This is a genomic window from Delftia sp. PX-1 (assembly GCF_055797465.1).
On sequence record NZ_CP184763.1, the window covers coordinates 69,686 to 93,214 of the forward strand.

General features: G+C 68.5%; 20 protein-coding genes. 11 read left to right on the forward strand and 9 right to left on the reverse strand.

The genetic code is table 11. From position 1 onward, the window contains the following. Positions 1 to 14: 14 nt before the first annotated feature. Positions 15 to 776, forward strand: coding sequence for an aspartate/glutamate racemase family protein (locus ACN20X_RS00305; protein ID WP_126311546.1), 762 nt, complete (start codon positions 15 to 17; stop codon positions 774 to 776). Here ACN20X_RS00305 and boxA read toward each other — a convergent pair. The 4 genes from boxA to ACN20X_RS00325 all read right to left on the reverse strand — a co-directional run bounded on the left by boxA (position 770) and on the right by ACN20X_RS00325 (position 6,373). Next, a complete protein-coding gene (gene boxA / locus ACN20X_RS00310) occupies positions 770 to 2,101 on the reverse strand; it encodes a benzoyl-CoA 2,3-epoxidase subunit BoxA (protein WP_343740382.1) in 1,332 nt (443 codons plus the stop codon). The two genes, ACN20X_RS00305 and boxA, sit on opposite strands and share 7 nt — an antisense overlap. A gap of 26 nt (positions 2,102 to 2,127) precedes the next feature. Next, a complete protein-coding gene (gene boxB / locus ACN20X_RS00315; RefSeq protein WP_212645589.1) occupies positions 2,128 to 3,555 on the reverse strand; it encodes a benzoyl-CoA 2,3-epoxidase subunit BoxB in 1,428 nt (475 codons plus the stop codon). Positions 3,556 to 3,593: 38 nt separating this feature from the next. Then, a complete protein-coding gene (boxC, locus tag ACN20X_RS00320; RefSeq protein WP_473210165.1) occupies positions 3,594 to 5,264 on the reverse strand; it encodes a 2,3-epoxybenzoyl-CoA dihydrolase in 1,671 nt (556 codons plus the stop codon). Between the two features lie 194 nt (positions 5,265 to 5,458). Continuing rightward, positions 5,459 to 6,373, reverse strand: a complete 915-nt coding sequence (locus ACN20X_RS00325; protein WP_013799986.1) for a helix-turn-helix transcriptional regulator — start codon at positions 6,371 to 6,373, stop codon at positions 5,459 to 5,461. Between the two features lie 174 nt (positions 6,374 to 6,547). Here ACN20X_RS00325 and ACN20X_RS00330 point away from each other — a divergent pair, with 174 nt between their 5' ends. The 6 genes from ACN20X_RS00330 to ACN20X_RS00355 are packed head-to-tail and all read left to right on the forward strand — an operon-like array spanning position 6,548 to position 12,769. After that, positions 6,548 to 8,104 (forward strand): benzoate-CoA ligase family protein, encoded by a 1,557-nt coding sequence (locus ACN20X_RS00330; protein ID WP_012202016.1) that lies wholly within the window; start codon positions 6,548 to 6,550, stop codon positions 8,102 to 8,104. A gap of 58 nt (positions 8,105 to 8,162) precedes the next feature. Then, positions 8,163 to 9,326 carry an ABC transporter substrate-binding protein gene (locus ACN20X_RS00335; protein ID WP_473210166.1) on the forward strand — a complete coding sequence of 388 codons (1,164 nt, stop codon included), beginning with the start codon at positions 8,163 to 8,165 and terminating at the stop codon, positions 9,324 to 9,326. Between the two features lie 42 nt (positions 9,327 to 9,368). Next, the gene (locus ACN20X_RS00340) at positions 9,369 to 10,241 is read left to right on the forward strand and encodes a branched-chain amino acid ABC transporter permease (protein ID WP_473210167.1); all 873 of its coding nucleotides are present in this window, start codon (positions 9,369 to 9,371) and stop codon (positions 10,239 to 10,241) included. A gap of 3 nt (positions 10,242 to 10,244) precedes the next feature. Next, positions 10,245 to 11,312: a branched-chain amino acid ABC transporter permease gene (locus ACN20X_RS00345; protein WP_473210168.1), complete on the forward strand. Its 1,068-nt coding sequence runs from the start codon at positions 10,245 to 10,247 to the stop codon at positions 11,310 to 11,312. After that, positions 11,305 to 12,063, forward strand: a complete 759-nt coding sequence (locus tag ACN20X_RS00350) for an ABC transporter ATP-binding protein (protein ID WP_473210169.1) — start codon at positions 11,305 to 11,307, stop codon at positions 12,061 to 12,063. Before ACN20X_RS00345 ends, ACN20X_RS00350 begins: the two co-directional genes overlap by 8 nt. Next, on the forward strand, positions 12,056 to 12,769 hold the full coding sequence (locus tag ACN20X_RS00355; protein ID WP_016447319.1) for an ABC transporter ATP-binding protein: 714 nt from the start codon (positions 12,056 to 12,058) through the stop codon (positions 12,767 to 12,769). The genes ACN20X_RS00350 and ACN20X_RS00355 overlap by 8 nt, the downstream gene beginning before the upstream one ends. Positions 12,770 to 12,803: 34 nt before the next feature. Here the strand turns inward: ACN20X_RS00355 and ACN20X_RS00360 are convergent, their stop codons facing one another. From ACN20X_RS00360 to ACN20X_RS00380, 5 genes are all read right to left on the reverse strand, one after another. Then, complete coding sequence (locus tag ACN20X_RS00360) at positions 12,804 to 13,649, reverse strand: nucleotidyl transferase AbiEii/AbiGii toxin family protein (RefSeq protein ID WP_016447320.1); 846 nt, start codon at positions 13,647 to 13,649, stop codon at positions 12,804 to 12,806. Next, positions 13,646 to 14,260: a type IV toxin-antitoxin system AbiEi family antitoxin domain-containing protein gene (locus ACN20X_RS00365; protein ID WP_016447321.1), complete on the reverse strand. Its 615-nt coding sequence runs from the start codon at positions 14,258 to 14,260 to the stop codon at positions 13,646 to 13,648. The genes ACN20X_RS00360 and ACN20X_RS00365 overlap by 4 nt, the downstream gene beginning before the upstream one ends. Before the next feature lie 107 nt (positions 14,261 to 14,367). Next, positions 14,368 to 14,841 carry a hotdog fold thioesterase gene (locus tag ACN20X_RS00370; protein WP_012202024.1) on the reverse strand — a complete coding sequence of 158 codons (474 nt, stop codon included), beginning with the start codon at positions 14,839 to 14,841 and terminating at the stop codon, positions 14,368 to 14,370. Positions 14,842 to 14,971: 130 nt separating this feature from the next. After that, positions 14,972 to 16,486, reverse strand: a complete 1,515-nt coding sequence (locus ACN20X_RS00375) for an acetyl-CoA hydrolase/transferase family protein (protein WP_016452265.1) — start codon at positions 16,484 to 16,486, stop codon at positions 14,972 to 14,974. Positions 16,487 to 16,694: 208 nt separating this feature from the next. Further along, positions 16,695 to 18,002: a solute carrier family 23 protein gene (locus ACN20X_RS00380; protein WP_473210170.1), complete on the reverse strand. Its 1,308-nt coding sequence runs from the start codon at positions 18,000 to 18,002 to the stop codon at positions 16,695 to 16,697. Between the two features lie 195 nt (positions 18,003 to 18,197). Here ACN20X_RS00380 and ACN20X_RS00385 point away from each other — a divergent pair, with 195 nt between their 5' ends. The 4 genes from ACN20X_RS00385 to ACN20X_RS00400 all read left to right on the forward strand — a co-directional run bounded on the left by ACN20X_RS00385 (position 18,198) and on the right by ACN20X_RS00400 (position 23,421). Then, positions 18,198 to 20,261: an acetoacetate--CoA ligase gene (locus ACN20X_RS00385; RefSeq protein WP_034348626.1), complete on the forward strand. Its 2,064-nt coding sequence runs from the start codon at positions 18,198 to 18,200 to the stop codon at positions 20,259 to 20,261. Positions 20,262 to 20,349: 88 nt separating this feature from the next. After that, positions 20,350 to 21,507: an acyl-CoA dehydrogenase family protein gene (locus tag ACN20X_RS00390; protein WP_013799995.1), complete on the forward strand. Its 1,158-nt coding sequence runs from the start codon at positions 20,350 to 20,352 to the stop codon at positions 21,505 to 21,507. An 84-nt stretch (positions 21,508 to 21,591) separates the two neighbouring features. Then, a complete protein-coding gene (locus tag ACN20X_RS00395; RefSeq protein ID WP_016452262.1) occupies positions 21,592 to 22,608 on the forward strand; it encodes an acyl-CoA dehydrogenase in 1,017 nt (338 codons plus the stop codon). 24 nt (positions 22,609 to 22,632) lie between these two features. Next, positions 22,633 to 23,421 carry a crotonase/enoyl-CoA hydratase family protein gene (locus tag ACN20X_RS00400; RefSeq protein WP_126311557.1) on the forward strand — a complete coding sequence of 263 codons (789 nt, stop codon included), beginning with the start codon at positions 22,633 to 22,635 and terminating at the stop codon, positions 23,419 to 23,421. Positions 23,422 to 23,529: the final 108 nt, after the last annotated feature.

The window sequence follows — 23,529 nt, forward strand, 5'->3', positions numbered from 1 at the left end:
TTTCGGATCGCAGCATGCAGCAGCAGCTTCAGCCCCCGCGCGCGGTGGGTATTCTCGGGGGCATGGGTCCGGCCGCAGGCGCGGATTTCGTGCGCCTGTTCGTGCAGGCCTGCACGGCGCACCTGCAGCAGCAGGGCCTGCCCGTGCATGACCAGGCCTATCCCGAGCACTGGCTGGTGCAGCTGCCCATGCCCGATCGCAGCGCGGCGCTGCGCGCGGACCCGCAGTCGCCCACGGGGCCGGCCCAGCACCTGCTGCAGGGCGTGGGCCGCATGGCGGCGCTGGGCGTGCGCAGCGTGGCCCTGGCCTGCAACACGGCCCATGCCTGGCATGGGCAGCTGCAGGCGCTGTTTCCGCAGCTGCATGTGCTGCACATCGCGCGCCAAGCCGCCCTGCACCTGCAGGCCGGCGGCGCGCAACAGGCCATCGTGCTGGCCACGCAGGGCACCTATGACAGCGGCCTGTACGACGCGGCACTGGCCGAGTGCGGCATCACCGCGCTGCAGCCCGATGCGCAGGGCCGCGCGCGGCTGATGCAGGGCATCTACGACGGCGTCAAGCAGGGCGACATGGACCTGGCTGCGCGCTGCTTCGGCGAGGTGCTGGCGCCGCTGCTGCAGCGCCATGGCGATGTGCCCGTGATCATGGGCTGCACCGAGATCCCGCTGGCCCTGCCGCAGTCGCCGCTGGCGCGCGGCGCCGGGCTGGTGGACCCTGCCTGGATACTGGCCCAGGCCCTGGCCAGCGATGCGTATGGGCCTGTAGCGATTCAATAAGTCTCCAGATGCAGCCGGCCTTCGCGCTTGAGGCGCGCGCCGACCTGTTCCCAGTCCAGCCCGGCTTGCTGCGCCACGTCGCGCAGTGCCAGCACCACGCCTTCCTCCATGCTCTTGAGCCCGCAGACGTAGAAGTGCGCGTTGTCGTCGCGCAGCAGGGCTGCCAGGTCGGCCGCACGTTCGCGCAGCAGGTCCTGCACGTAGCGCCGGGGCTGGCCGGCCACGCGCGAGAAGGCCAGGTTGTTGTCGATGAAGTCGCGCGGCAGGCTTTGCAGCGGGCCGAAGTAGGGCAGCTCCTGCGGCGTGCGTGCGCCGAAGAACAGCATGAGCTTGCCGCCCTCGAACCTGCCGCTCTTGCGCAGCCGCCTGCGCCATTCGGTCATGGCGCGCATGGGGGCGCTGCCCGTGCCCGTGCAGATCATCACGATGTGCGAGCGGGGATGGTTGGGCATCAGGAACGACTGGCCGAACGGGCCTATGACCTGGACCCTGTCGCCTATGCGTGCGTCGCACAGGTAGTTGCTGGCCACGCCGCGCACGGGGCGGCCCTGGTGGTCCTGGGTGACGCGTTTCACGGTCAGCGCCAGGTTGTTGTAGCCGGGCCGCTCGCCATTGCGCGCACTGGCCACCGAGTACTGGCGCGCCACATGCGGGCGGCCCTGGGCATCGGTGCCGGGCGCGATGACGGCGATGGACTGGCCTTCGAGCACGGGGAACGGCTGGCTGCCGAAGTCCAGCACGATGTGGTGGGTCTCGCTGTCGAAGCCCGCCTCCGTGCAGTTGAGGTTGCCGACCACGGTGGCCGTGACGGGGCTCCTGGGGCCATGCAGGTTGGTGTACGGATGGGCGGCCGACCAGGGCGGCACGGTGGCGCCGTAGCTGGCGCTGCGCAACACCTGGGTATCGGCCTGGTCATCGGGCCGGGCCGCATCCGCACCGCGCGTGGCGGCCGCCGCGATCACGGCCTGGGCCTGGCTCAGGTCCTCGGCGGCAGGCGCGCCCCCTGTGTCCTGTGCCTGGGCCCGTGCCTGAACCAGCGCCTCAGGCGGCAGCTCCTCGGGCAGCTCGTCCCAGAGCAGCTGCTCGGCCACGGGATAGGCGCTTGCCAGCGGCACCTTGCGCCAGTTGTCGATGGCGCCCGTGGGGCAGGGCGAGACGCAGTCCATGCAGCCGTTGCACTGCTCGGCCAGTACCACGTAGTTGCGGTCATCGTGCGTGATGGCGCCCACGGGGCAGGTGGCCTCGCAGGTGTTGCAGCGGATGCAGATCTCCGGGTCGATCAGGTGCTGGGTGAGGATGCCGTGTTCTACCAAGGCGACTGTCATGGGCGACTCCCTGCTGGCGCGGCGCTTCAGTTGAAGCGCACGTATTCGAAATCCACGGGCTGGCGGTTGATGCCCATGACCGGCGGCGCGATCCAGCCCGCGAACTGGCCCGGCTCCACGCAGCGGCCCATGAGCGAGGCGACGAAGGCGCGGTCGGCGTCCGAGGGCAGCCATTCGTCCTCGCGCATGCGCCATTCCTGCTCGCTGACCACGCGGCCGTCGGGGCTCATGCGCACGCCCGCCAGCGCGCCGATCTGGCGGTTGAAGGCCTTGTGCGGCACGGTGAGGCGGAAATCGATGCCGGCCTTTTCCATGACCTTGTTCCAGCGGCCCACGCCCGCGTTGGAGTCCTTGATGTAGTCGTCGCGCAGCACCTCGTTGAGCGCGTTGAGCATGGGAACTTCCTTTTCCTGCAGCCTGCCGTCCACCACTTCCAGCACCTTGTAGTGCTGGTCGTGCAGGCGGTGGTCGTCCGCGCGCTTGCCTTCCTCGTAGCGGCCCTTGAGGCCGCTGCTGTAGAAGGTGGCGGCATTGCTGGACTGGTCGGCGCCGAACAGGTCGATGGTCACGCTGTAGTGGAAGTTCAGGTAGCGCTGCAGCGTGGGCAGGTCGATCACGCCGGCCGCGCGCAGGCGGCCCACGTCGTCGGTGCGCAGCTCGTTCATGACCTGGCAGGTGCGCTGCAGCACGCGCGAGACGCCGGACTCGCCCACGAACATGTGGTGGGCCTCCTCGGTCAGCATGAACTTGGTGGTGCGCGCCAGCGGGTCGAAGGCGCTCTCGGCCAGCGCGGCCAGCTGGAACTTGCCGTCGCGGTCGGTGAAGTAGGTGAACATGAAGAAGGACAGCCAGTCGGGCGTCTTCTCGTTGAAGGCGCCCAGGATGCGCGGGTTGTTCTCGTCGCCGGACTGGCGCTCCAGCAGGGCCTCGGCCTCCTCGCGGCCGTCGCGGCCGAAATGCTTGTGCAGCAGGTAGACCATGGCCCACAGGTGGCGGCCTTCCTCCACGTTGACCTGGAACAGGTTGCGCAGGTCGTACATGGACGGCGCGGTCAGGCCCAGGTGGCGCTGCTGCTCCACCGAGGCGGGCTCGGTATCGCCCTGGGTGACGATGATGCGGCGCAGGTTGGCGCGGTGCTCGCCGGGCACGTCCTGCCAGGCCTTCTCGCCCAGGTGGTCGCCGAAGTGGATGCTGCGGTCGGCCTCGGCCGGGTTCAGGAAGATGCCCCAGCGGTAGTCGCGCATCTTCACGTGGCCGAACTGGGCCCAGCCCTGCGGGTCCACGCTGATGGCGGTGCGCAGGTAGACGTCGTAGTCGGTGGAGCCTTCGGGGCCCACGTCGCCCCACCAGTTCAGAAAGTTGGGCTGCCAGCTCTCCAGCGCGCGCTGCAGGGTGCGGTCTTCGCCGAGGTTGACGTTGTTGGGGATCTTCTCGCTGTAGTTGATGGCGCTCATGGTGGGGTCTCCGTGGATGTTTCGGGGCGTGCCTGCGGTCAGACGCGGTTGAAGTCGAAGCCGGCCTTCTGGCCCGTGCCGTAGAGCTTGAGAGCGCCCTTGTCGCCAACGGCATTGGGGCGGTTGAAGATCCAGTTCTGCCAGGCCGACAGGCGCCCGAAGATGCGCGTGACCATGTTCTCGCGGCTGGCAAAGCGCAGGTTGGCCTCCAGGCCCGTGAGCGCATCGGGCGACATGGCGGCGCGCTCTTCCATGGCGATGCGGATCTCGTCGTCCCAGTCGATGTCGTCGGGCGCGGCCGTGACCAGGCCCAGGGCCAGGGCCTGGTCGCCGTCCAGCGCGCGGCCCGTGGCGGCGCGCGCGGCTTCCAGCGGTGCGGCCTCCTCGTAGAAGCGGCGCTGCAGGCGCGACTGGTCGTTGACCAGGGGCAGCAGGCCGAAATTGAATTCGTCCAGCTGGATGCGCGGGGCGCGCTCGGTGTCATCGGGCAGCACCAGCATGTAGGCGCGGTCGGCCGCGAAGGCCAGCTCGGCCAGCATGCCCACGAAGCAGGAGCCGGGCTCGATCAGCGCGAACAGCGTGCGCGAGGACACATCCAGCCGTGCAAAGCTGCGGCGCAGCAGGCCCAGCGTCTCGCGCGCCAGCCAGTGGTCCTGGTGGGCCAGCAGGGCGGCGTCTGCGGCCAGCACGGCGGCGGCATCGCCTTCGGTCTTGAGCAGCCAGGTGCCCACGTCCAGCTCGTTGGTGCGCAGGTGCAGGATGGCGTCGTCCAGCTCGCGGCCCATGGCCAGCGGCCACCAGGCGTCGCCGGCCTGCTCGATGGCTTCGAGGGTGTCGGGCTGCGGGCCTTGCCCAAGCGTGGGCGCCTTCACGGTCAGCGTGGCGCTGCGGCGCGCGCGGTCGATCTGCACGCGGACATGGCGGTAGTGCAGCGCGTCGTCCGTGGCCTCGCGCTCCAGGCGCGTGAGCGTGATGCCCTGCGCATTGGCGGGGCGCGTGCTGCCCTCGGCCAGGCGCTGCGCGCGCTGGGCCACCACGGCCTCGAACTGCGCGGGCTTGGCCACGGCATCGACCAGGCGCCAGTCCACGGCGCGCTGGCCGCGCACGCCTTCCACGCTGGTGCAGAAGATGTCGGCCAGGTCATGGCGCACATGGCGCTTGTCGGTCACGCGCGTGAGGCCGCCCGTGCCGGGCAGCACGCCCAGCAGCGGCACCTCGGGCAGAGAGACGGAGGAGGAGCGGTCGTCGATCAGCACGATGTCGTCGCAGGCCAGGGCCAGCTCGTAGCCGCCGCCCGCGCAGGCCCCGTTGACGGCGGCCAGGAACTTCAGGCCCGAGTGGCGTGAACTGTCCTCGATGCCGTTGCGCGTCTCGTTCGTGAACTTGCAGAAGTTCACCTTCCAGGCATGGCTGGACACGCCCAGCATGAAGATGTTGGCGCCCGAGCAGAAGATGCGGTCGCGCCCGCTGGTGACGATGACGGTGCGCACCTGCGGATGCTCGAAACGGATGCGGTTGAGCGCATCGTGCAGCTCGATGTCCACGCCCAGGTCGTAGCTGTTGAGCTTGAGCTTGTAGCCGGGCCGTATGCCGCCGTCCTCGGCGATGCTCAGCTGCATGCGGGCGATGGCGCCCTCGACGGTGAACGACCAGTGGCGGTACTGGACGGGCTCGGTGCGGTAATCGACAGTGGGGCTGGACGGGTGCATGGACGGCCTCTTGGATGAAAAATAGTGCAGTCGCAGATACGGTGCAGGCACAATTATGCAGATTCGCTCAGAAAATGCACGCAGCAACACGCACAATAGTGCGTGTTTGGACCATATCCAGGGTAAACACCAGCCAGCACAGGCGAAAAAAATCCAGGCCTGGGGCCTGGATGCCGTGGGTTGCTGCCGCCGTCTCAGCGTGCGGGCAGGAACAGTGCCTTCAACTGATCGAAGCTCTGCTCCAGCGTCTGGCCGCTGGTATCCACCACGTGGTCGGCCTTGGCATAGAAGCCGGCGCGGCCTTCGAGGATGCTGCGCAGATCGTCCATGGCCTCGGGATTGGCGGCCATGGGGCGGGTGTCGCCCTGGGCCACGACGCGGGCCATGTGCTCCTCGGGCTGGGCCTTGAGCCAGACCGTGGTGCAGTGCGACAGCAGCTCGTTGAAGGTGGCCGGGTCGGAGACGATGCCGCCCGGCGTGGCGATGACCACGTCGCTGTAGATCTGCACGGCTTCCTCCAGCGCGCGGCGCTCGTAGCGGCGGTAGGCGTTGGCACCGTACAGGTCGTGGATGGCGCGCACGCTGCAGCCCGCAATGCGCTCGATTTCCTGGTTGAGTTCGAGGAAGGGCACGCCCAACTGCTCGGCCAGCATGCGGCCCAGCGTGGACTTGCCTGCGCCGCGCAGGCCGATCAGGGCGATGCGCGTGTGGCGCTGGCGGTCGCTGGGCGCCGTGCCCAGCAGCTCGCCTGCGGCCAGGCGCACGCGGCGCAGGTCCTCTTCATCGCGGCCTTCCAGCAGCTCGCGGATCAGCAGCCATTCGGCGCTGGTGGTGGTCACGTCGCCCAGCAGCTCGGCCATGGAGCATTGCAGGGCCTGTGCAATATGGTGCAGGACCAGCACCGACACATTGCCCGTGCCGTATTCGAGGTTGGCCAAGTGGCGCTCCGAGACATCGGCCGCCGCCGCCAGGGCGCGCCGCGTCATGCCCCGGCGCGAGCGCAGGCTGCGCACACGCTCGCCCAGCGCCTGCAGCACCTGGTTCCTGGGGGCTTCTGAGAGGGAATCCGCCGCCCCGGCGGACTGGGCTGCCGTCTCGAACTGGTCCATAGAGTTTCCTTGAAGAGGGCGTGAATGATAAACAGTCGGGGTTAACACCAGCCATGCAATATAGTGCTTGACGCTCGATGGTGTTCTAACTATCTTTCTGATGCACGCACAATATTGCATGTTGAGCGGAAGATCACAAGTCGGGCCGGATGCCCGATGTCGAAGGAGACCCCGATGATCGACTTCACCCAGCCCTTCAATTTCGCCGCGCACCTGTTCGCGCTCAATGAGGGGCGGCCCGGCAAGATCGCCTACATCGACGACCACGGCACGCTGAGCTACGGCCAGCTGCAGCAGCAGGCGCAGCGCATGGCCAGCGGCCTGCTGGCGGCGGGCATCCACCGCGAGGAGCGCGTGCTGCTGCTCATGCACGACCGCCATGAATGGGCCGTGGCCTTTCTGGGCGCGCTGTATGCGGGCGTGGTGCCGGTGGCGGTGAACACCTTGCTCACGGCCGACGACTACGCCTACATGCTGGGCCACAGCCGCGCCCAGGCCGTGCTGACCTGCGATGCGCTGCTGCCCCTGCTGCGCCAGGCGCTGGACCGGGCGCCCAACGAGGTGCGCCATGTCTGGGTGGCCGGCGACGAAGCGGCCGCGCGCGCCGCAGGCTTTGCGCCCCTGCAGCCCTGGCTGGCGGCGCAGCCGCCGTTGCCCGCACCGGCGCCCACGCTGGGCGATGACCCGGGCTTCTGGCTGTATTCCTCGGGCTCCACGGGCAAGCCCAAGGGCGCGGTCCACACGCATGCCAATCCGTACTGGACGGCCGAACTCTATGGCGGCCCGGTGCTGGGTCTGGGCGAGGGCGACATCTGCTTTTCCGCCGCCAAGCTCTACTTCGCCTACGGCCTGGGCAATGCCCTGAGCTTTCCGCTGAGCGTGGGCGCCACCGTGCTGCTGATGGCCGAGCGGCCCACGCCCGAGGCCACCTTCGCGCGCTGGGTGCAGCACCGGCCCACGGTGTTCTTCGGCGCGCCCACGGGCTTTGCGGGCATGCTGGCCTCGCCGCTGCTGCCCGCGCGCGAGCAGGTCAGCCTGCGCATGTGTTCCTCGGCCGGCGAGGCGCTGCCGGCCGAGATCGCCCAGCGCTTCAAGGCGCATTTCGGCGCCGACATCGTGGACGGCATCGGCTCCACCGAGATGCTGCACATCTTCCTGTCCAACCGGCCCGGCGACATCCGCTACGGCACCACGGGCAAGCCCGTGGACGGCTATCGCGTGGAGCTGCGCGGCGAGGACGGCCGCCCCGTGGCCGATGGCGAGGTGGGCGACCTGTTCATCCAGGGCCCCAGCGCCGCCCTCATGTACTGGGGCAACCGCGACAAGACGCGCGAGACCTTCCAGGGCGGCTGGCTCAAGAGCGGCGACAAGTACGTGCGCGACGCCGATGGCTACTACACCTATGCCGGGCGCAGCGACGACATGCTCAAGGTCAGCGGCATCTATGTCTCGCCCTTCGAGGTCGAGGCCACGCTGATGCAGCACCCGGCCGTGCTGGAGGCCGCCGTGATCGGCAAGACCGACGCCGACGGCCTGCTCAAGACCAAGTCCTTCGTCGTGCTCAAGGACGGCTGCAGCGCCACCGAGGCCGAGCTCAAGGCCTTCGTGAAGCAGCGCCTGGCCGCCTACAAGTACCCGCGCTTCATCGAGTTCGTGGACGAACTTCCCAAGACCGCCACCGGAAAGATCCAGCGTTTCCGCCTGCGTGAACGCGAGGCCAGCGTCGGCTGAACAGCCCCTTCCGATTCCCCTGACAAAAGCAAGACCCATCGACCACAAGGAGACACGCATGAACATCGATCGCAAACACTGGGCCGCCCTCGCCCTGACGGCCTCCCTGTCCTGCGGCGCATATGCGCAGGACAGGATCAAGGTCGGCTTCATGCTGCCCTACAGCGGCACCTACGCGGCGCTGGGCTCGGCCATAGAGAACGGCTTTCGCATGTTCGTGAACGAGCAGGGCGGCAGGCTGGGCGGGCGCGAGATCGAGTTCTTCAAGGTCGATGACGAGTCCGATCCGGCCAAGGCCACGGACAACGTCAACCGCCTGATCAAGCGCGACAAGGTCGATGTGCTGGTGGGCACCGTGCATTCGGGCGTGGCCATGGCCATGGCGCGCGCGGCCAAGGAAAGCGGCACCGTGCTCATCGTGCCCAATGCGGGCGCCGATGCGGTCACGGGCGCCATGTGCGCGCCCAACATCTTCCGTTCGTCCTTCTCCAACTGGCAGTCCTCCTATCCCATGGGCGTGGTGGCGGCCAGGCAGGAGGGCAGGAAAACCGCCATGACCATCACCTGGAAATACGCGGCCGGCGAGGAGATGACCAATGCCTTCAAGGAGGGCTTCGAGAAGGAGGGCGGCAAGGTCAGCAAGCAGCTCACCGTGCCCTTTCCCAACGTGGAGTTCCAGGCCCTGCTGACCGAGATCGCGGCGGCCAGGCCCGATGCGGTGTTTGCCTTCTTCGCGGGCGCGGGCGCCGTCAAGTTCGTCAAGGACTACCACGCGGCCGGCCTGCACAAAACCATCCCGCTGTACGGCTCGGGCTTTCTGACCGACGGCGCGCTGGAGGCCCAGGGCGAGGCCGCCCAGGGGGTGCTGACCACGCTGCACTACGCCGACGAGCTGGGCACGGAGCGCGACCGGCGCTTTCGCTCCGCCTATGCCCAGGCCTACAAGCTGATGCCCGATGTGTATGCCGTTCAGGGCTACGACGCCGCCCAGATGCTGGGCGTGGGCCTGAAGGCGGCGGGCGGCGACATCGCGAAAAAGGCCGAGTTCCGCCAGGCCATCGAGAAGGCCACCATCCCCAGCCCGCGCGGTGACTTCACCATCAGCAAGTCGCACAACCCCGTGCAGGACATGTACCTGCGCAAGGTCGTGGGCAAGGAGAACCAGCGCATGGGCGTGGCCATCAAGGCCCTGGGCGATACCGGCCGCGGCTGCCGCATGTGAGGCGCGGGGCGCACTCATATACGGACGCATACGGACATCGCCATGGACCTTGCCACCTTTCTCGTGCAGTGCCTGAACGCCGTCCAGTACGGGCTGCTGCTGTTCCTGCTGGCCTCGGGCCTGACGCTGATCTTCGGGATCATGGGCGTGATCAACCTGGCCCATGGCAGCTTCTACATGATCGGCGCCTACATGGCCTTTGCGCTGTCCCCGCTGCTGGGCCAGCACTTCATCACCATGCTGCTGGCCGGCGTGGCGCTGACCGTGGTGCTGGGCTATGCGCTGGAGTGGGCCTTCTTCAGCTACCTCTACGAGCGCGAGCACCTGCAGCAGGTGCTGATGACCTTCGGGCTGATCCTGGTGTTCGAGGAGCTGCGCTCGCTGCTGGCGGGCAACGACGTGCATGGCGTGCCGCTGCCCGGCTGGCTGTCGGGCAGCTTCTCGCTGGGCGGGCTCATGAGCTATCCGTGGTACCGGCTGTTCGCCTCGGGCGTGTGCCTGCTGGTGGCGCTGGCGCTGTACTGGGTGGTCAACCGCACGCGCCTGGGAATGATGGTGCGCGCGGGCGCCAGCAACCGCGACATGGTGCGCGGCCTGGGCATCGCCGTGAAGCGCCTGTACCGCATCGTCTTCGCCATCGGCGTGGCGCTGGCGGCACTGGCGGGCATGATCGCCGCGCCCATGAGTTCGGTCTATCCGGGCATGGGCGGCAACGTGCTCATCATCTGCTTCGTGGTGGTGGTGATCGGCGGCATCGGCTCAATCACGGGCGCGCTGCTGGCCTCGCTGCTGGTGGGCTTTGTCGATACCTTCGGCAAGCTGTTCTTCCAGGAGCTCAGCGGCATGAGCGTCTACCTGCTGATGGCGGTGGTGCTGGTGTGGCGGCCCCAGGGCCTGATGGGGCAAAGGAGCTGAACAATGGCCGTATCCAATCCTTCTCCGGCCCTGCTGGCGGCCGCCGCGCAGCCCGTAGAGATGCCGCAGCGCGCCTGCCGATGGCAGGCCTGCGCCGTGCCGATGGCCTGCGTGGCGCTGCTGGCGCTGGCCGGCCCCTGGTGGTCGGACTATCTGTCGGGCCTGGTGGTCAAGACCATGATCCTGGCCATCTTCGCGCTCAGCCTGCAGCTGCTGGTGGGCGGCACGGGCCTGGTGAGCCTGGGGCATGCGGCCTTCATGGGCCTGGGCGCCTATGCCGCCGTGCTGTCCGCAGGCAACGAGGGCGGCAGCCTGCCGGCCATGCTGGGCTGGGCGCTGCTGGCCTCGGGCGGCTATGCGCTGCTGGTGGGCCTGCTGAGCCTGCGCACGCGCGGCATCTACTTCATCATGGTGACGCTGGCCTTCGCACAGATGGCCTACTTCGTGGTCCACGACACGGGCATCGGCGGCGGCAGCGATGGCATCTACCTGATGGCCCGGCCCGCGCTGGGCGCCATCGACATGGAAATCCCGCGCGTGCAGTACTACGTGGTGCTGGCCGCCCTGGTGCTGGTCTATGCCTTCCTGGCCGGGCTGCGCCGGTCGCGCTTCGGCGCGGCGCTGGCGGGCATACGCGTCAACGAACAGCGCATGCGCGCGGCCGGCTTCACCACCTACGGGTACAAGCTCGCGGCCTTCGTGCTGGCCGGCATGCTGGCTGGCGTGGCAGGCTTTCTGCTGGCGGTGCGCGATGCCGTGGTCAACCCCGAGCTGCTGTCCTGGCACCACTCGGGCGAGGTGCTGCTGATGGTCATCCTCGGCGGCCTGGGCTCGCTGCGCGGCGCCGTGCTGGGCACGGTGGCCTTCGTCGCGCTCAAGGAGGTGCTGTCCACGCATGCCATCGTCGGCCCCATGGCCGACCACTGGCAGCTGAGCCTGGGCCTGGCCATCATCGTGCTCGTGGCCCTGCTGCCGAAAGGACTGATGGGGCTGATCGGGCTGGCGGGCCTTGCACGGCAACGCGCTGGAGTGCACAACGAGGTCCACCACAAGGAGGCCGGACATGGCTGATGCGGCACTGCTTTCGGTGCGCGGCCTCACGCGCCGCTTCGGCGGGCTCACGGCCGTGGGCGACGTGGACCTGGACCTGCACGAGGGCGAGGTCCATGCCGTGATCGGCACCAACGGCGCGGGCAAGTCCACCCTGGTCAACATGCTCTCGGGCGAGCTGGCGGCCAGCGCGGGGCGCATCGCGCTCGCGGGCCAGGACGTCACGCGCATGCCCCAGCACCGGCGCGCGCGTGCCGGCGTGGGCCGCAGCTACCAGCGCACCACCATCTTTCCCGAGTTCTCGGCGCTGGAGAACTGCCGGCTCGCGGCCCAGGCGCAGATGGCGCTCAGGCCCTGGCAGCTGGGTCTGTCCGCACAGCGCTGCGCGGCCAGCCTGCGCCAGGCCCATGCGGCCCTGGAGCGTGCGGGCCTGGCCGGGCAGGCCCAGGCCGTGGCCGGCACGCTGAGCCACGGCGCCAAGCGCCAGCTGGAAGTGGCGATGTGCCTGGCCACCGGCCCGCGTGTGCTGCTGCTGGACGAACCGCTGGCCGGCATGGGCGCCGAGGAGACCGAGCGCATGCTGGCCCTGCTGCAGGAGCTCAAGCGCGGCCATGCGGTACTGCTGGTCGAGCACGACATGGACGCCGTGTTCCGCATCGCCGACCGCATCACCGTGATGGTCAACGGCAGCGTGGTGGCCACGGGCACGCCAGCGCAGATCCGTGTCGATCCCGTGGTCCGTACTGCCTATCTCGGAGAAGACGATGACTGAGCCCATGTTCGCCATCGACGAGCTGCATACCTACTACGGCGACAGCCACATCCTGCAGGGCGTGAGCCTGGCGCTGGGCGCGGGCCAGGCCGTGGGCCTGCTGGGGCGCAACGGCATGGGCAAGACCACGCTGATCCGCACACTCATGGGCTATGTGCCCGCGCGCCGTGGCCGCCTGCGCGCCGATGGCCGCGACTGCACGGGCGCGCCGCCCGAGCGCATGGCGCGGCTGGGCATTGGCTATGTGCCAGAGGGGCGCGGCATCTTCCCCAACCTCAGCGTGCGCGAGAACCTGGTCATGAGCGCCCGCCCCGGCCTGCAGGGCGAGCGCCACTGGACGCTGGAGCGCGTGCTCGACACCTTCCCCCGGCTCGCGGAGCGCCTGGCCAACGGCGGCGACCAGCTCTCTGGCGGCGAGCAGCAGATGCTGTCCATAGGCCGCGCGCTGATGACGCACCCGCGCCTGCTCATCCTCGACGAAGCCACCGAAGGCCTGGCCCCCCTGGTCGTCGCCGAAATCTGGCGCGTGATCGCCGCCATCCGCAGCACCGGCATCTCCACCCTGATCGTGGACCGCGACTACAAAAAGGTCCTGGCCCACACCGACCGCGCCGTCGTCATGGCCAAGGGCCGGCTGGCGCTGCAGGCCGACTCGCGGGAGCTGCTGGCGCAGCCGGAGCGCCTGTCGGAGTTGCTGGGGGTTTGAGATGGCGGGGGATGTGGAGGACTGCCAGGCGGTATCAGAAGATGCCGCATTGCTGGAATTCCTCTCGCAGCCTTGCCACGACAGGGGCCAGCTCCAGCGCTTCAAGCCGGTTCTTCTTCAGGAAGGCGGCCCACTGCGCCTGCTTGGCCGCATCGCTGCTGAAGCCATCGCTCAATCCGGCAGGCAGGCCTGCGGGCAGCGCGAGTTGGCGGCGCTCGAAGGTCGCTGCCATGGCGCGCCGCAGTTCGGCAGGGTCCAGCGTGCCTTCGGTCATCAACACCCAGAGATCGAAGTAGTCCTTCATCCGGGTATTGGCCATGCCCAGCAGGCATATCGCGTGGAGTTTTTCGGCCACCACGGTGTACTTGGGGTAGCTGCGCAGTTGCGGTGCGGGCAGGCCGTCGAGCAGCACGGGGTAGCGGATGGTTTGTGGCGATGGTGTCACGGCATCGCCGAAGCCTATGTCCACCTGCAGCGTGATGCGTGCACCGTCCAGCGTGGCGCGCAGGTCAATTCGTACTCCGCCATAGCCTGCTTCCTTGCGGATGGCGGTTCCACGCACCGATGCGGCATCGAAGGCAATGCCGTCGTCCACGGCAATTCCGCAGATCTCGCGGAAAGCGCTCACCGCCGAGTCAACGTCGTCCAGGCCAAAGCCCAGCAGATCGGCGTCGCGGGTCGGCCTGTGCGGCTGCTCGTACCAGATGGCAAACAGCAGTGCGCCCTTGAGCAGATAGCTGTCCGCATGGGGCGAGATGGACAGGCGGTACAGCAGGCGCTCCAGGCCATAGTGGGTGAGCGTGAGGTTGAAGTCCTGCCTGCGGGCGTCCGCGCATTGCTTCAAACGTGCACGGATCGAGGCTGCGATATCGCGGCTCATGCGGCGATGCTTTCAAGGTAGGGGCGCATCACATTGCTGACGCGGTCGATGGCGGCGTAGTGCCAGAGCGCGTCGGCCGTCAGCTTGCGCTGCGCCCATCCGTCGCGCAGTGCTTCCAGCGCCACATCCAGGCCGATCTTGTTGCGGTACTTGAAGCAATCGGCCACGGTCTTCGATGCGTTGAAGACGGCGACACCGACGCCATCGATCTGCAGGGTTTCCACGCCTTCGGACAGTGCCGCACCGGACATGCGGATGGCGCGCAATGCAGGCTGGTCTATGCGGGGCGTGGGCGAGTGATGGGGAATGGCCATCCACACCTCGAAGGGTGCCTGCGTTCCTATGCCGTGGACCCGCAGCGCTGACAGCAGGCAGACCACCCCTTGCGGTACGCGCAGGGCCACTTCCGCCAGCGAGCGGTGCTCGCTGAGCGGCCGGCCCGGCAGGCTGTACAGGCCGCGTGCAACGCGTTCAAGGCGGCCTGCCGCGACCAGCCGGCTCAGCGCCATGGTCGGCAGGCCAAGCGCGGCAAGGTCGCGTGCGCGCAGCAGCGGCCGTTGTTCGGCCAGTGCCAGAACGGCTTGTTCGAGCGCGGAGCCAGGAGCGGGCATGCCGGAGTCTGTTGTATTGATTAGGCAATTATCAATAACTGAAGAAGAAATACAACGGACAACAGCAACGTGACCGAGAGCGCGACGGTTCCCGGTCCATCAAGCGGTCAGGGCTGTGCCGCCACCGGCGGCTGCGCCGCGAGCTTGACGTTCTGCGCATGCGTGGGCGGCAGCAGCGCCATGGTCAGGCTGCAGGTGCAGGTCAGGCGGCCGGTTTCGTCGTGCAGTTCGATGGCCCAGACATGGGTGGTCTGGCCCAGGTGCACGGGGCGGGCCGTGCCCGTGACCCAGCCCTGGCGCGCGGCGCGCACATGGTTGGCCGAGACGTTCAGGCCCACGCTGCGCCAGCCTTCGGGGATGGAGCAGGCCGCGGCCACCGAGCCCAGGGTTTCGGCCAGCACCACGTTCACGCCGCCGTGCAGGATGCCGTAGGGCTGGCAGGTGCGCTGGTCCACGTGCACGCGGCCGCGCAGGAAGTCGTCACCGATCTCGGTGAACTCGATGCCCAGGTGCGAGACGGCCGTGTCGGCGCTCAGCGAGGTGATGTCTTCAAGGGTGAAGCTGCGCTTCCAGATCGGCATGGGAGAAGTCCTGTGGGTGCAACGAAAAAGACGGCCTCGTGGGCCGTCCTTGCATGCTACGCCAGTCCGGGCGGCCATGCCGATGGCTGCCTGTAGCCCAGGAGACTGCGCGCTGGCGCGCTTGCGCGGTTCAGGCGCGCATGTCGCCCGTTTCGACAAAGCGCTGGTGCCAGCTCAGCGCTTCGCCCAGGATGTGCGGCGTGTGCAGCGCGCCCTGGCGCTGGGCGCGGTCGAAGTAGTCCTGCAGCTGGGGGCGGAAGTCGGGATGGGCGCAGCGGTCGATGATGACCTGGGCGCGCTTGCGCGGCGACAGGCCGCGCAGGTCGGCCAGGCCCTGCTCGGTGACGATGATCTGCGTGTCGTGCTCGGTATGGTCCACGTGCGAGCACATGGGCACGATGCAGCTGATCTTGCCGCCCTTGGCCACCGAGGGCGTGACGAAGAAGGACAGGTAGCCGTTGCGCGCGAAGTCGCCCGAGCCGCCGATGCCGTTCATCATCCCCGTGCCCATGACGTGGGTGGAGTTGATGTTGCCGTAGATGTCGGCCTCGATCATGGAGTTCATGGCGATCACGCCCAGCCGGCGCACCAGCTCGGGGTGGTTGCTGATCTCCTGGGGGCGCAGGATGATGCGCTCGCGGTAGAAGTCGATGTTCTCCTCGAAGTCCCTGTAGGCGCTGCCGGACAGCGAGATCGAGGTGGCCGAGGCGCGGCTCATCTTGCCTGCGCGCAGCAGGTCCAGCATGCCGTCCTGCAGCACCTCGGTGAAGCCCAGCAGGTTCTCGAACGGACCCGTCAGCAGGCCGGCCAGCACGGCGTTGGCCACGTTGCCCACGCCCGACTGGATGGGCAGCATCTCCTTGGGCAGGCGGCCCATCTTCATCTCGTGCGCGAGGAAGTCGATGATGGACGCGGCGATCAGGTTGGAGTTGGCGTCGGGCTGGGCGAAGACGTTGTCGCGGTCGCCCTTGTGGGTCTCGACCACGGCGACCACCTTGGCCGGGTCCACGCGCAGGTAGGGCTCGCCGATGCGGTCATCGGCATGGGTCAGGGCAATGGGCACGCGGCGCGGCGGGATGGCCGTGCCGTAGTAGATGTCGTGCATGCCTTCCATCTTGGTCGGCGGCTTGGTGTTGACCTCCAGGATCACCTTGTCGGCGATCTCCAGCCAGGTCTTGTTGTTGCCCACGGCGGTGGAGGGGATGAGGCGCCCGTCCTCGGTCACGCCCAGCACCTCGACCACGGCCACGCTCATGGGGCCCAGGAAGCCGAACCACGCATGCTGGGCCACGTGGGACAGGTGCATGTCGATGAAGTCGATCTCGCCGGCATTGATCCTGGCGCGGCAGGTCGGGTCGGTGTTGAAGGGCAGGCGCTGGCCCAGTGCGCCGGCCTCGGCCAGGGCGCCGTCCATCTCGGCGGCCGTGGAGGCGCCGGTCCAGACATTGATCTTGTAGGGCCGGCCGGCCGCGTGTTCGCTCTTGGCGTGCTGGGCGATGGCCTGGGGCAGGGCCTTGGGGTAGCCCGCGCCTGTGAATCCGCTCATGCCGACGTTGACGCCGTGGGGGATCAGGGCGGCGGCCTGCTCGGCCGTCATGGTGCGCGAAAGGAATTCTGGGAAACGTACGCGGTCTGCGAGGGACATCTATGGCTCCGGCTGACGGCTCGCGCCAGCCGGCAGGGGTGCCGCAGCGCTGGCTTGCAAGCCTAAAAAAAACCGCCCCATGCAAGAACGCAAGGGCGGTATATCTCCGGAAACCGATGGTAGCAGCGCTGGCAGCGGCCCTCGGGTTTCCCCGTAAAGGCCCTGCCGCGCAGTCAAAGGCTCAAAGAATGTTTGCGTGTGCTCACATTCAACGAATCAGTGGCTGATCGTAGCGTGCGTGATCCAGCAGCGCGTACAGGATGATGGCGCCGAAAGTCGCGGTCCCGATGCCGCCCAGCGCGAAGTCGCCGAACTTGAGCGTGAAGTCGCCCGTGCCCAGGATCAGGGTGATGGCCGCCACGATCAGGTTCTTGTTCTGCGAGAAGTCCACGCGGTTGTCCACCCAGATCTTGGCGCCGGCCACGGCGATCAGGCCGAAGACCACGATGGACACGCCGCCCATCACGGGCAGCGGGATCGCCTGGATCAGCGCGCCGAACTTGGGCGAGAAGCCCAGCAGCACGGCCAGGACGGCGGCCACGAAGAACACGGCCGTCGAGTAGATGCGCGTGGCGGCCATCACGCCGATGTTCTCGGCATAGGTGGTCACGCCGGTGCCGCCGGCCGCGCCGCTGACCATGGTGGCCACGCCGTCGCCGATGAAGGCCCGGCCCATGTACTGGTCCAGGTTCTTGCCCGTCATGGCGGTCACGGCCTTGATGTGGCCCAGGTTCTCGGCCACCAGGATGATGACCACGGGCACGATGAGCACCATGGCCGGGCCGCTGAACACGGGCGCGTGGAACTGGGGCAGGCCGAACCAGGCGGCATTGGCCACGCCCGACAGGTCCACGGGCTTGCCCATGCCCAGCACATTGGTGAACAGGCCGTACAGCACGCTGGCGGCGATCAGGCCCACCAGGATCAGCAGGCGCTGCACCATGCCGCGCGTGAACACGGCCACCAGGCCCACGCAGACGAAGGTCAGGGCCTGCATCCACGACTCGAAGTTGTTGGCCGCCATGTTCTTGACGGGGATGGCCGCCAGATTCAGCCCGATCACGGCCACCACGGCGCCCGTGACCACGGGCGGCATGAAGCGCTCGATCCAGCGCGTGCCCACCAGCTGCACCACCAGGCCGATCAGCGCATAGACCGCGCCGCAGGCAATGATGCCGCCCAGCGCCACGCCGATGTTGCCGTTGGCGCCCTTGCCGCCATAGGCCGTGGCTGCGATCACCACGCCGATGAAGGCAAAGGACGAACCCAGGTAGCTGGGCACCTTGCCGCCCGTGATCAGGAAGAAGATCAGCGTGCCGATGCCGCTCATGAGCACGGCCACGTTGGGGTCGAACCCCATGAGGATGGGCGCCAGCACGGTGGAGCCGAACATGGCGATCACGTGCTGTATGCCCATCAGCCCGGTCTGGGGCCAGGGCAGGCGCTCATCGGGGCCGATCACGCCTCCCCGTTGCAGCTGGTCGGCGGATTTCTCCGTCCATTGGAAAAGGCCCATGTGGCATCGCTCCTTGTAAAAAATTGGCGCGATATTAGAGGCATTTGTTTTCTGGCAGGAGGGGGCGAGCGGAAATTTTTTCCCAGTGTTTGTGCGCAGATACGCGATCCGGCCCGCAGACTTTGTCGCCCAGGTGCCAGGCTAATGGCTTTCCCGTCTGGGCTCGCGGGCAGCGCGCGCGTACCGTGGCCGGTCATGAGCCACACCCCTGCCTTCATCCCCCAGATCCGCCTGTACCAGGACTGGCTGCGCGAGCGCCACGGCCTGCAGTTCGACAGCTACGACGCGCTGTGGCGCTGGTCGGTGACCGACCTGGACGCCTTCTGGCAAAGCATCTGGGACTACAACGCGCTGCAGTCGCCCACGCCGCACACGGCCGTGCTGGAGCGCAACACCATGCCCGGCGCCCAGTGGTTTCCGGGCGCCCAGATCAACTACACGCGCCAGGCGCTGCGCCATGTGGATGCCGCCCACGCGGCCGGCATGCCCGCCGTGGTCAGCCGCAACGAGACGGGCCGCCACCGCGAACTGTCCTGGCCCGACCTGCGCCGCCAGGTTGCCGCCCTGGCCCTGCACCTGAAGGCCCAGGGCGTGGGCCGCGGCGACCGCGTGGCTGCCTACCTGCCCAACATCCCCGAGGCCATGGTCGCCCTGCTGGCCACGGCCAGCCTGGGCGCCGTCTGGAGCATCTGCGCGCCCGACATGGGCACCAACGCGGTGCTGGACCGCTTTCGCCAGATCGCGCCCAAGGCGCTGATCGCCGTCGATGGCGTGCACTACGCCGGGCGCGATATCGACCGCATGGCCGTGCTGGCCGAACTGCGCGCAGGCCTGCCCAGCGTGGAGCATGTGGTGCTGGTGCCCAACCTGGATCTGCAGGCCAGGCTGGCCGATGCCGCCGACTACGGCCAGGTCACGGCCCGCGATGACGCGGCCACGGCGGCCTTCGAGCCCGAATGGCTGCCCTTCGACCACCCGCTGTGGATCGTCTACTCCAGCGGCACCACCGGCCTGCCCAAGCCCATCGTCCACGGCCATGGCGGCATGGTGCTGGTGGCCCTGCAGCTCAAGGCCCTGCACAACGACGTGGGCTGCAGCTACCACCCCAACAGCTGGGGCGAGCGCTACCACTGGTACAGCTCCACGGGCTGGGTGATGTGGAATGCCCAGGTCTCGGGCCTGCTGGGCGGCACCACCTGCGTGATCTTCGACGGCAGCCCCGGCGGCAGCAAGGACAGGCCCGACTGGGGCGTGCTGTGGCGCTTCGCGGCCGAGACCGGCGTGACCAGCTTCGGCTCGGGCGCGGCCTTCTACGCCAACTGCATGAAGGCCGGCGTGGACCTGACGCAGTGCGGCGACCTGTCGCGCATCCGCAGCCTGGGCACCACGGGCTCGCCGCTGTCGCCCGAGGTGCAAAGCTGGGGCACGGCGCAGTTCGCAGGCATGGGGCGGCCTGACATCTGGTGGAACAACATCTCGGGCGGAACCGACTTTGCGGGCGCCTTCATCGGCGGCCACCGCGAGCTGCCCCAGCAGCCGGGCATCATGCAGTGCCGCCAGCTGGGCGCGGCCGTGGAGGCCTGGAACGAGCAGGGCCAGCCCGTCATCGACGAGGTGGGCGAGCTGGTCTGCACCCAGCCCATCCCCTCCATGCCGCTGTACCTGTGGGGCGATGCGGACGGCAAGCGCTACCTGTCCAGCTACTTCGACATGTACCCGGCCGGCCATGGCCGCGCGCCCGGTGGCGGTGACGGCCCCGCCGCCATGGGCCCGGTCTGGCGCCACGGCGACTGGATACGCATCCTCCCGGAGGGCGGCTGCATCATCTACGGCCGCAGCGACGCCACCATCAACCGCCACGGCCTGCGCATGGGCACCAGCGAGATCTACAGCGCCGTCGAGGCCCTGCCCGAAGTGCTGGACTCCATGGTCGTGGACCTCGAATACCTGGGCCGCGAAAGCTACATGCCGCTGTTCGTGGTGCTGCGCCCGGGCGTGGATCTGGACGACGCCCTGCGCGCCCGCCTGCAGGGCGCCATCCGCCAGGCCCTGTCGCCGCGCTTCGTGCCCGACGACATCGTGCAGGTGGCCGAAATCCCGCGCACGCTCAGCGGCAAGAAGCAGGAGCTGCCCATCAAGAAGCTGATGCTGGGCCAGCCGCTGGACAAGGTGGTCAACAAGGAGGCCATGGCCAACCCGGGCTGCCTGGACTGGTATGTGGGCTTTGCGGCGCAGCATGCCAAGGCACAGGCTGCCTGATATTCAAACGGTATCAGTGGCTCGGTTTTTAATATTGGACTGCGACAGACCGGCTGCCTAGAGTGGGGTCCAACCATGGAGCCCTGCAATGAGCGTGCTTGATTCCCTTGCCCTGACCCGCATCCCCGCCGAGGACGAAGCCCTGCGCGCCGAGGTGCGCGCCTTCCTCGCCCAGGCCATAAGCGGCCTGCCGCCCCATGTGCGTGCGCGCTCCTGGGGCGGCTACAGCGCCGAACTGAGCCGGCAGCTGGGCGAAAAGGGCTGGATAGGCGTCACCTTGCCGCGCGAGTACGGCGGCGGCGGGCGCAGCGCCTTCACGCGATACGTGCTGGTGGAGGAATACCTGGCCTGCGGCGCGCCCGTGGGCTCGCACTGGATTGCCGACCGCCAGAGCGGCCCGCTGATCCTCAAGTACGGCACCGAGGCGCAAAAGCGGTTCTACCTGCCGCGCATCTGCCGGGGCGAGGCCTTCTTTTGCATCGGCATGAGCGAGCCCGGCGCGGGCTCGGACCTGGCCAGCGTGAAGACGCGCGCCGCGCCGAACGGCAAGGGTTTCGTGCTCAACGGCCAGAAAATCTGGACCACCAACGCCCACCACTGCCACTACATGATTGCCCTGGTGCGCACCTCGGGCGAGGCGGGTGACCGGCACAAGGGGCTGTCCCAGGTCATCGTGGACCTGTCGCTGCCGGGCGTGACCGTGCGGCCCATCACCGACCTCTCGGGCGACAGCCATTTCTGCGAAGTCTTCTTCGACAACGTGCAGCTGCCGCCCGACGCCCTGATCGGCCAGGAAGGCCAGGGCTGGGAGCAGGTCACGGCCGAGCTGGCCTTCGAACGCAGCGGGCCCGAGCGGCTGTTCTCCAGCATCGTGTTGTTCGACGAATGGCTGGCCTGGCTGCGTGCAACGGGCGAGCGCAGCGAAGGCGCGCTGCGCCTGGCCGGCCGCGTGTTCACCGAGCTGGCCCCGCTGCGCGCCATGTCGGTGGCCGTGCAGGACAAGCTGGTGCGCGGCGAAAGCCCCATCGTCGAGGCGGCCCTGGTCAAGGAGCTGGGCACGACGCTGGAGCAGTCCATTCCCGCCGCCATCGCCGATGACCTGTTCGCACGCGAGGCGTCCGAGGTTCCGCTGGAGCTGCTACGCACCCTCAACTACGTGACGGAGGTTGCGCCTTCGTATTCATTGCGCGGCGGCACGCGCGACATCCTGCGCGGAATGATCGCGCGTGGCCTCGGCCTGCGTTGAATAAGGTTCCCCTTAAGTTGGGGCGCGCCAGTTTCAAACGGAACGCCCAAGGCCTGGCGTCATGTGTCATGAATGGAGAGAGACATGGAAGACGATTTGTTTGCCGATGCCGCACGCCAGCTGCTGCAGGGCGAGTGCACGCCCGCGCGGGTGCGCGCCATCGAGGCCGGGGGCTCGCCCCGGGCGCTGTGGCAATCGCTGGAGCAGGCCGGCTTTGCCGATGCCCTGGTGCCTGAGCACGCGGGCGGCGCGGGGCTGGCGCTGGCGCAGCTGTTCGATGTGTGGTCGCTGGCCGGCGCCCATGCGCTGCCCGTGCCGCTGGGCGAGACCATGCTGGCGCGCGCGCTGCTGGCTGGCGCGGGGGCGGAGCGTCCACCAGGCGCCATCGCGTTGGCGCAAGGCCTGCTCCAGCCGGATGGCAGCCTACACTGTGCACCCGTGCGCCTGGGCGCGGTGGCGGACAGCGCGCTGGTGCAGCATGCGCAGGGCTGGAGCCTGCTGCCCGTGGCGCAGGCGCAGTCCGAGCCGGCGGCCTTCTGCCTGGACGTGAACCTGCGCTGGAGCGCCGATCAGGTCCGCGCGGCGCCTGCTCCCGATATCGCCCTGCCGGATGGGCCGGACCTGCGCACGCTGCAGGCCGGCCTGGTGGCGGCGCAGCTGGCGGGCGCGCTCATGGAGGTGTTCCAGCGCACGCTGCAGTATGCGAATGACCGCCAGCAGTTCGGCCGCCCCATCGGCAAGTTCCAGGCCATTCAGCACCAGCTGGCGGTGATGAGTGAGCATGTCTTCGCCGCGCGCATGGCGGCCCGGCTGGGCTGCGCGGGGCAGGGCATCTTCCCCGATCGGCTGCGCGTGGCCGTGGCCAAGGCGCGCTGCAGCCAGGCCGCGCTGGCCGTGGCCGAGGCGGCCCACGCCATCCACGGCGCCATGGGCTTCACCGAGGAATACGACCTGCAACTGTTCACGCGCCGCCTGCATGCCTGGCGCCAGACGGCGGGCTCCGAGTCGTACTGGCACGGTGTGGCAGGCGCCGCGCTGGTCCATGGCCACGCGGGCAGCACGCTGGACCTGATCCGTTCGACCACCGACATCACCGCATAAACCCTTGCTCAAGGAGTCTTCTCCATGTCCTTTCTGAACATCGCCCGCGACGGCGCCATCTGGACCCTCACCATGAACCAGCCCGAGACGCGCAATGCGCTCACGGGCAACACGGCCGTGGAGGAATTCGTGCAGGTCTGCGACGAGATCCGGCGCGACGCCTCGGTCAAGGCCGTCATCCTCACGGGCGCCGGCCCCATCTTCAGCTCGGGCGGCAACGTCAAGGACATGCAGCGCTTCTTCGACGACGCGCTCACGCCCGATGCCATCCGCGAGGAGTACCGCCAGGGCATACAGCGCATTCCGCGTGCCCTGACCCAGCTGGACGTGCCCGTGATCTGCGCCGTCAACGGCCCGGCCATCGGCGCGGGGCTGGACCTGACCTGCATGTGCGACATCCGCATCGCCAGCGAGACGGCCACCTTTGCCGAGAGCTTCGTGCGCGTGGGCATCGTCCCCGGGGACGGCGGCGCCTGGCTGCTGCCGCGCGCCGTGGGCCGCGCCAAGGCGGCCGAGATGGCGTTCACGGGCGAGGCCATCGACGCGCAGGAGGCCCTGGCCTGCGGCCTGGTCAGCCGCGTCGTGCCGGCGGACCAGCTGCTGCCCACGGCACGCGCGCTGGCCGACAAGATCGCCGCCAACCCCGGCGCCGTGATGCGCATGACCAAGCGCCTGCTGCGCGAGGGCGAGCACAGCACGCTGGAGTCGCTGCTGGAGCTGTCCGCCGGCTACCAGGCCCTGGCCCACAAGACCGCCGACCACCGCGAGGCCGTGATGGCCTTCGTGGAGAAGCGTAAGCCCCGGTTTCAGTGACCGGGTCCGCCCGGCCCCCGCCACGGGGGCATGGGCCGTGTGTGACACAACACAAATGGACACTCCCCGGGGCCCGCCTCCCGGCGGGAGTGGGCGCCCATGTACTGC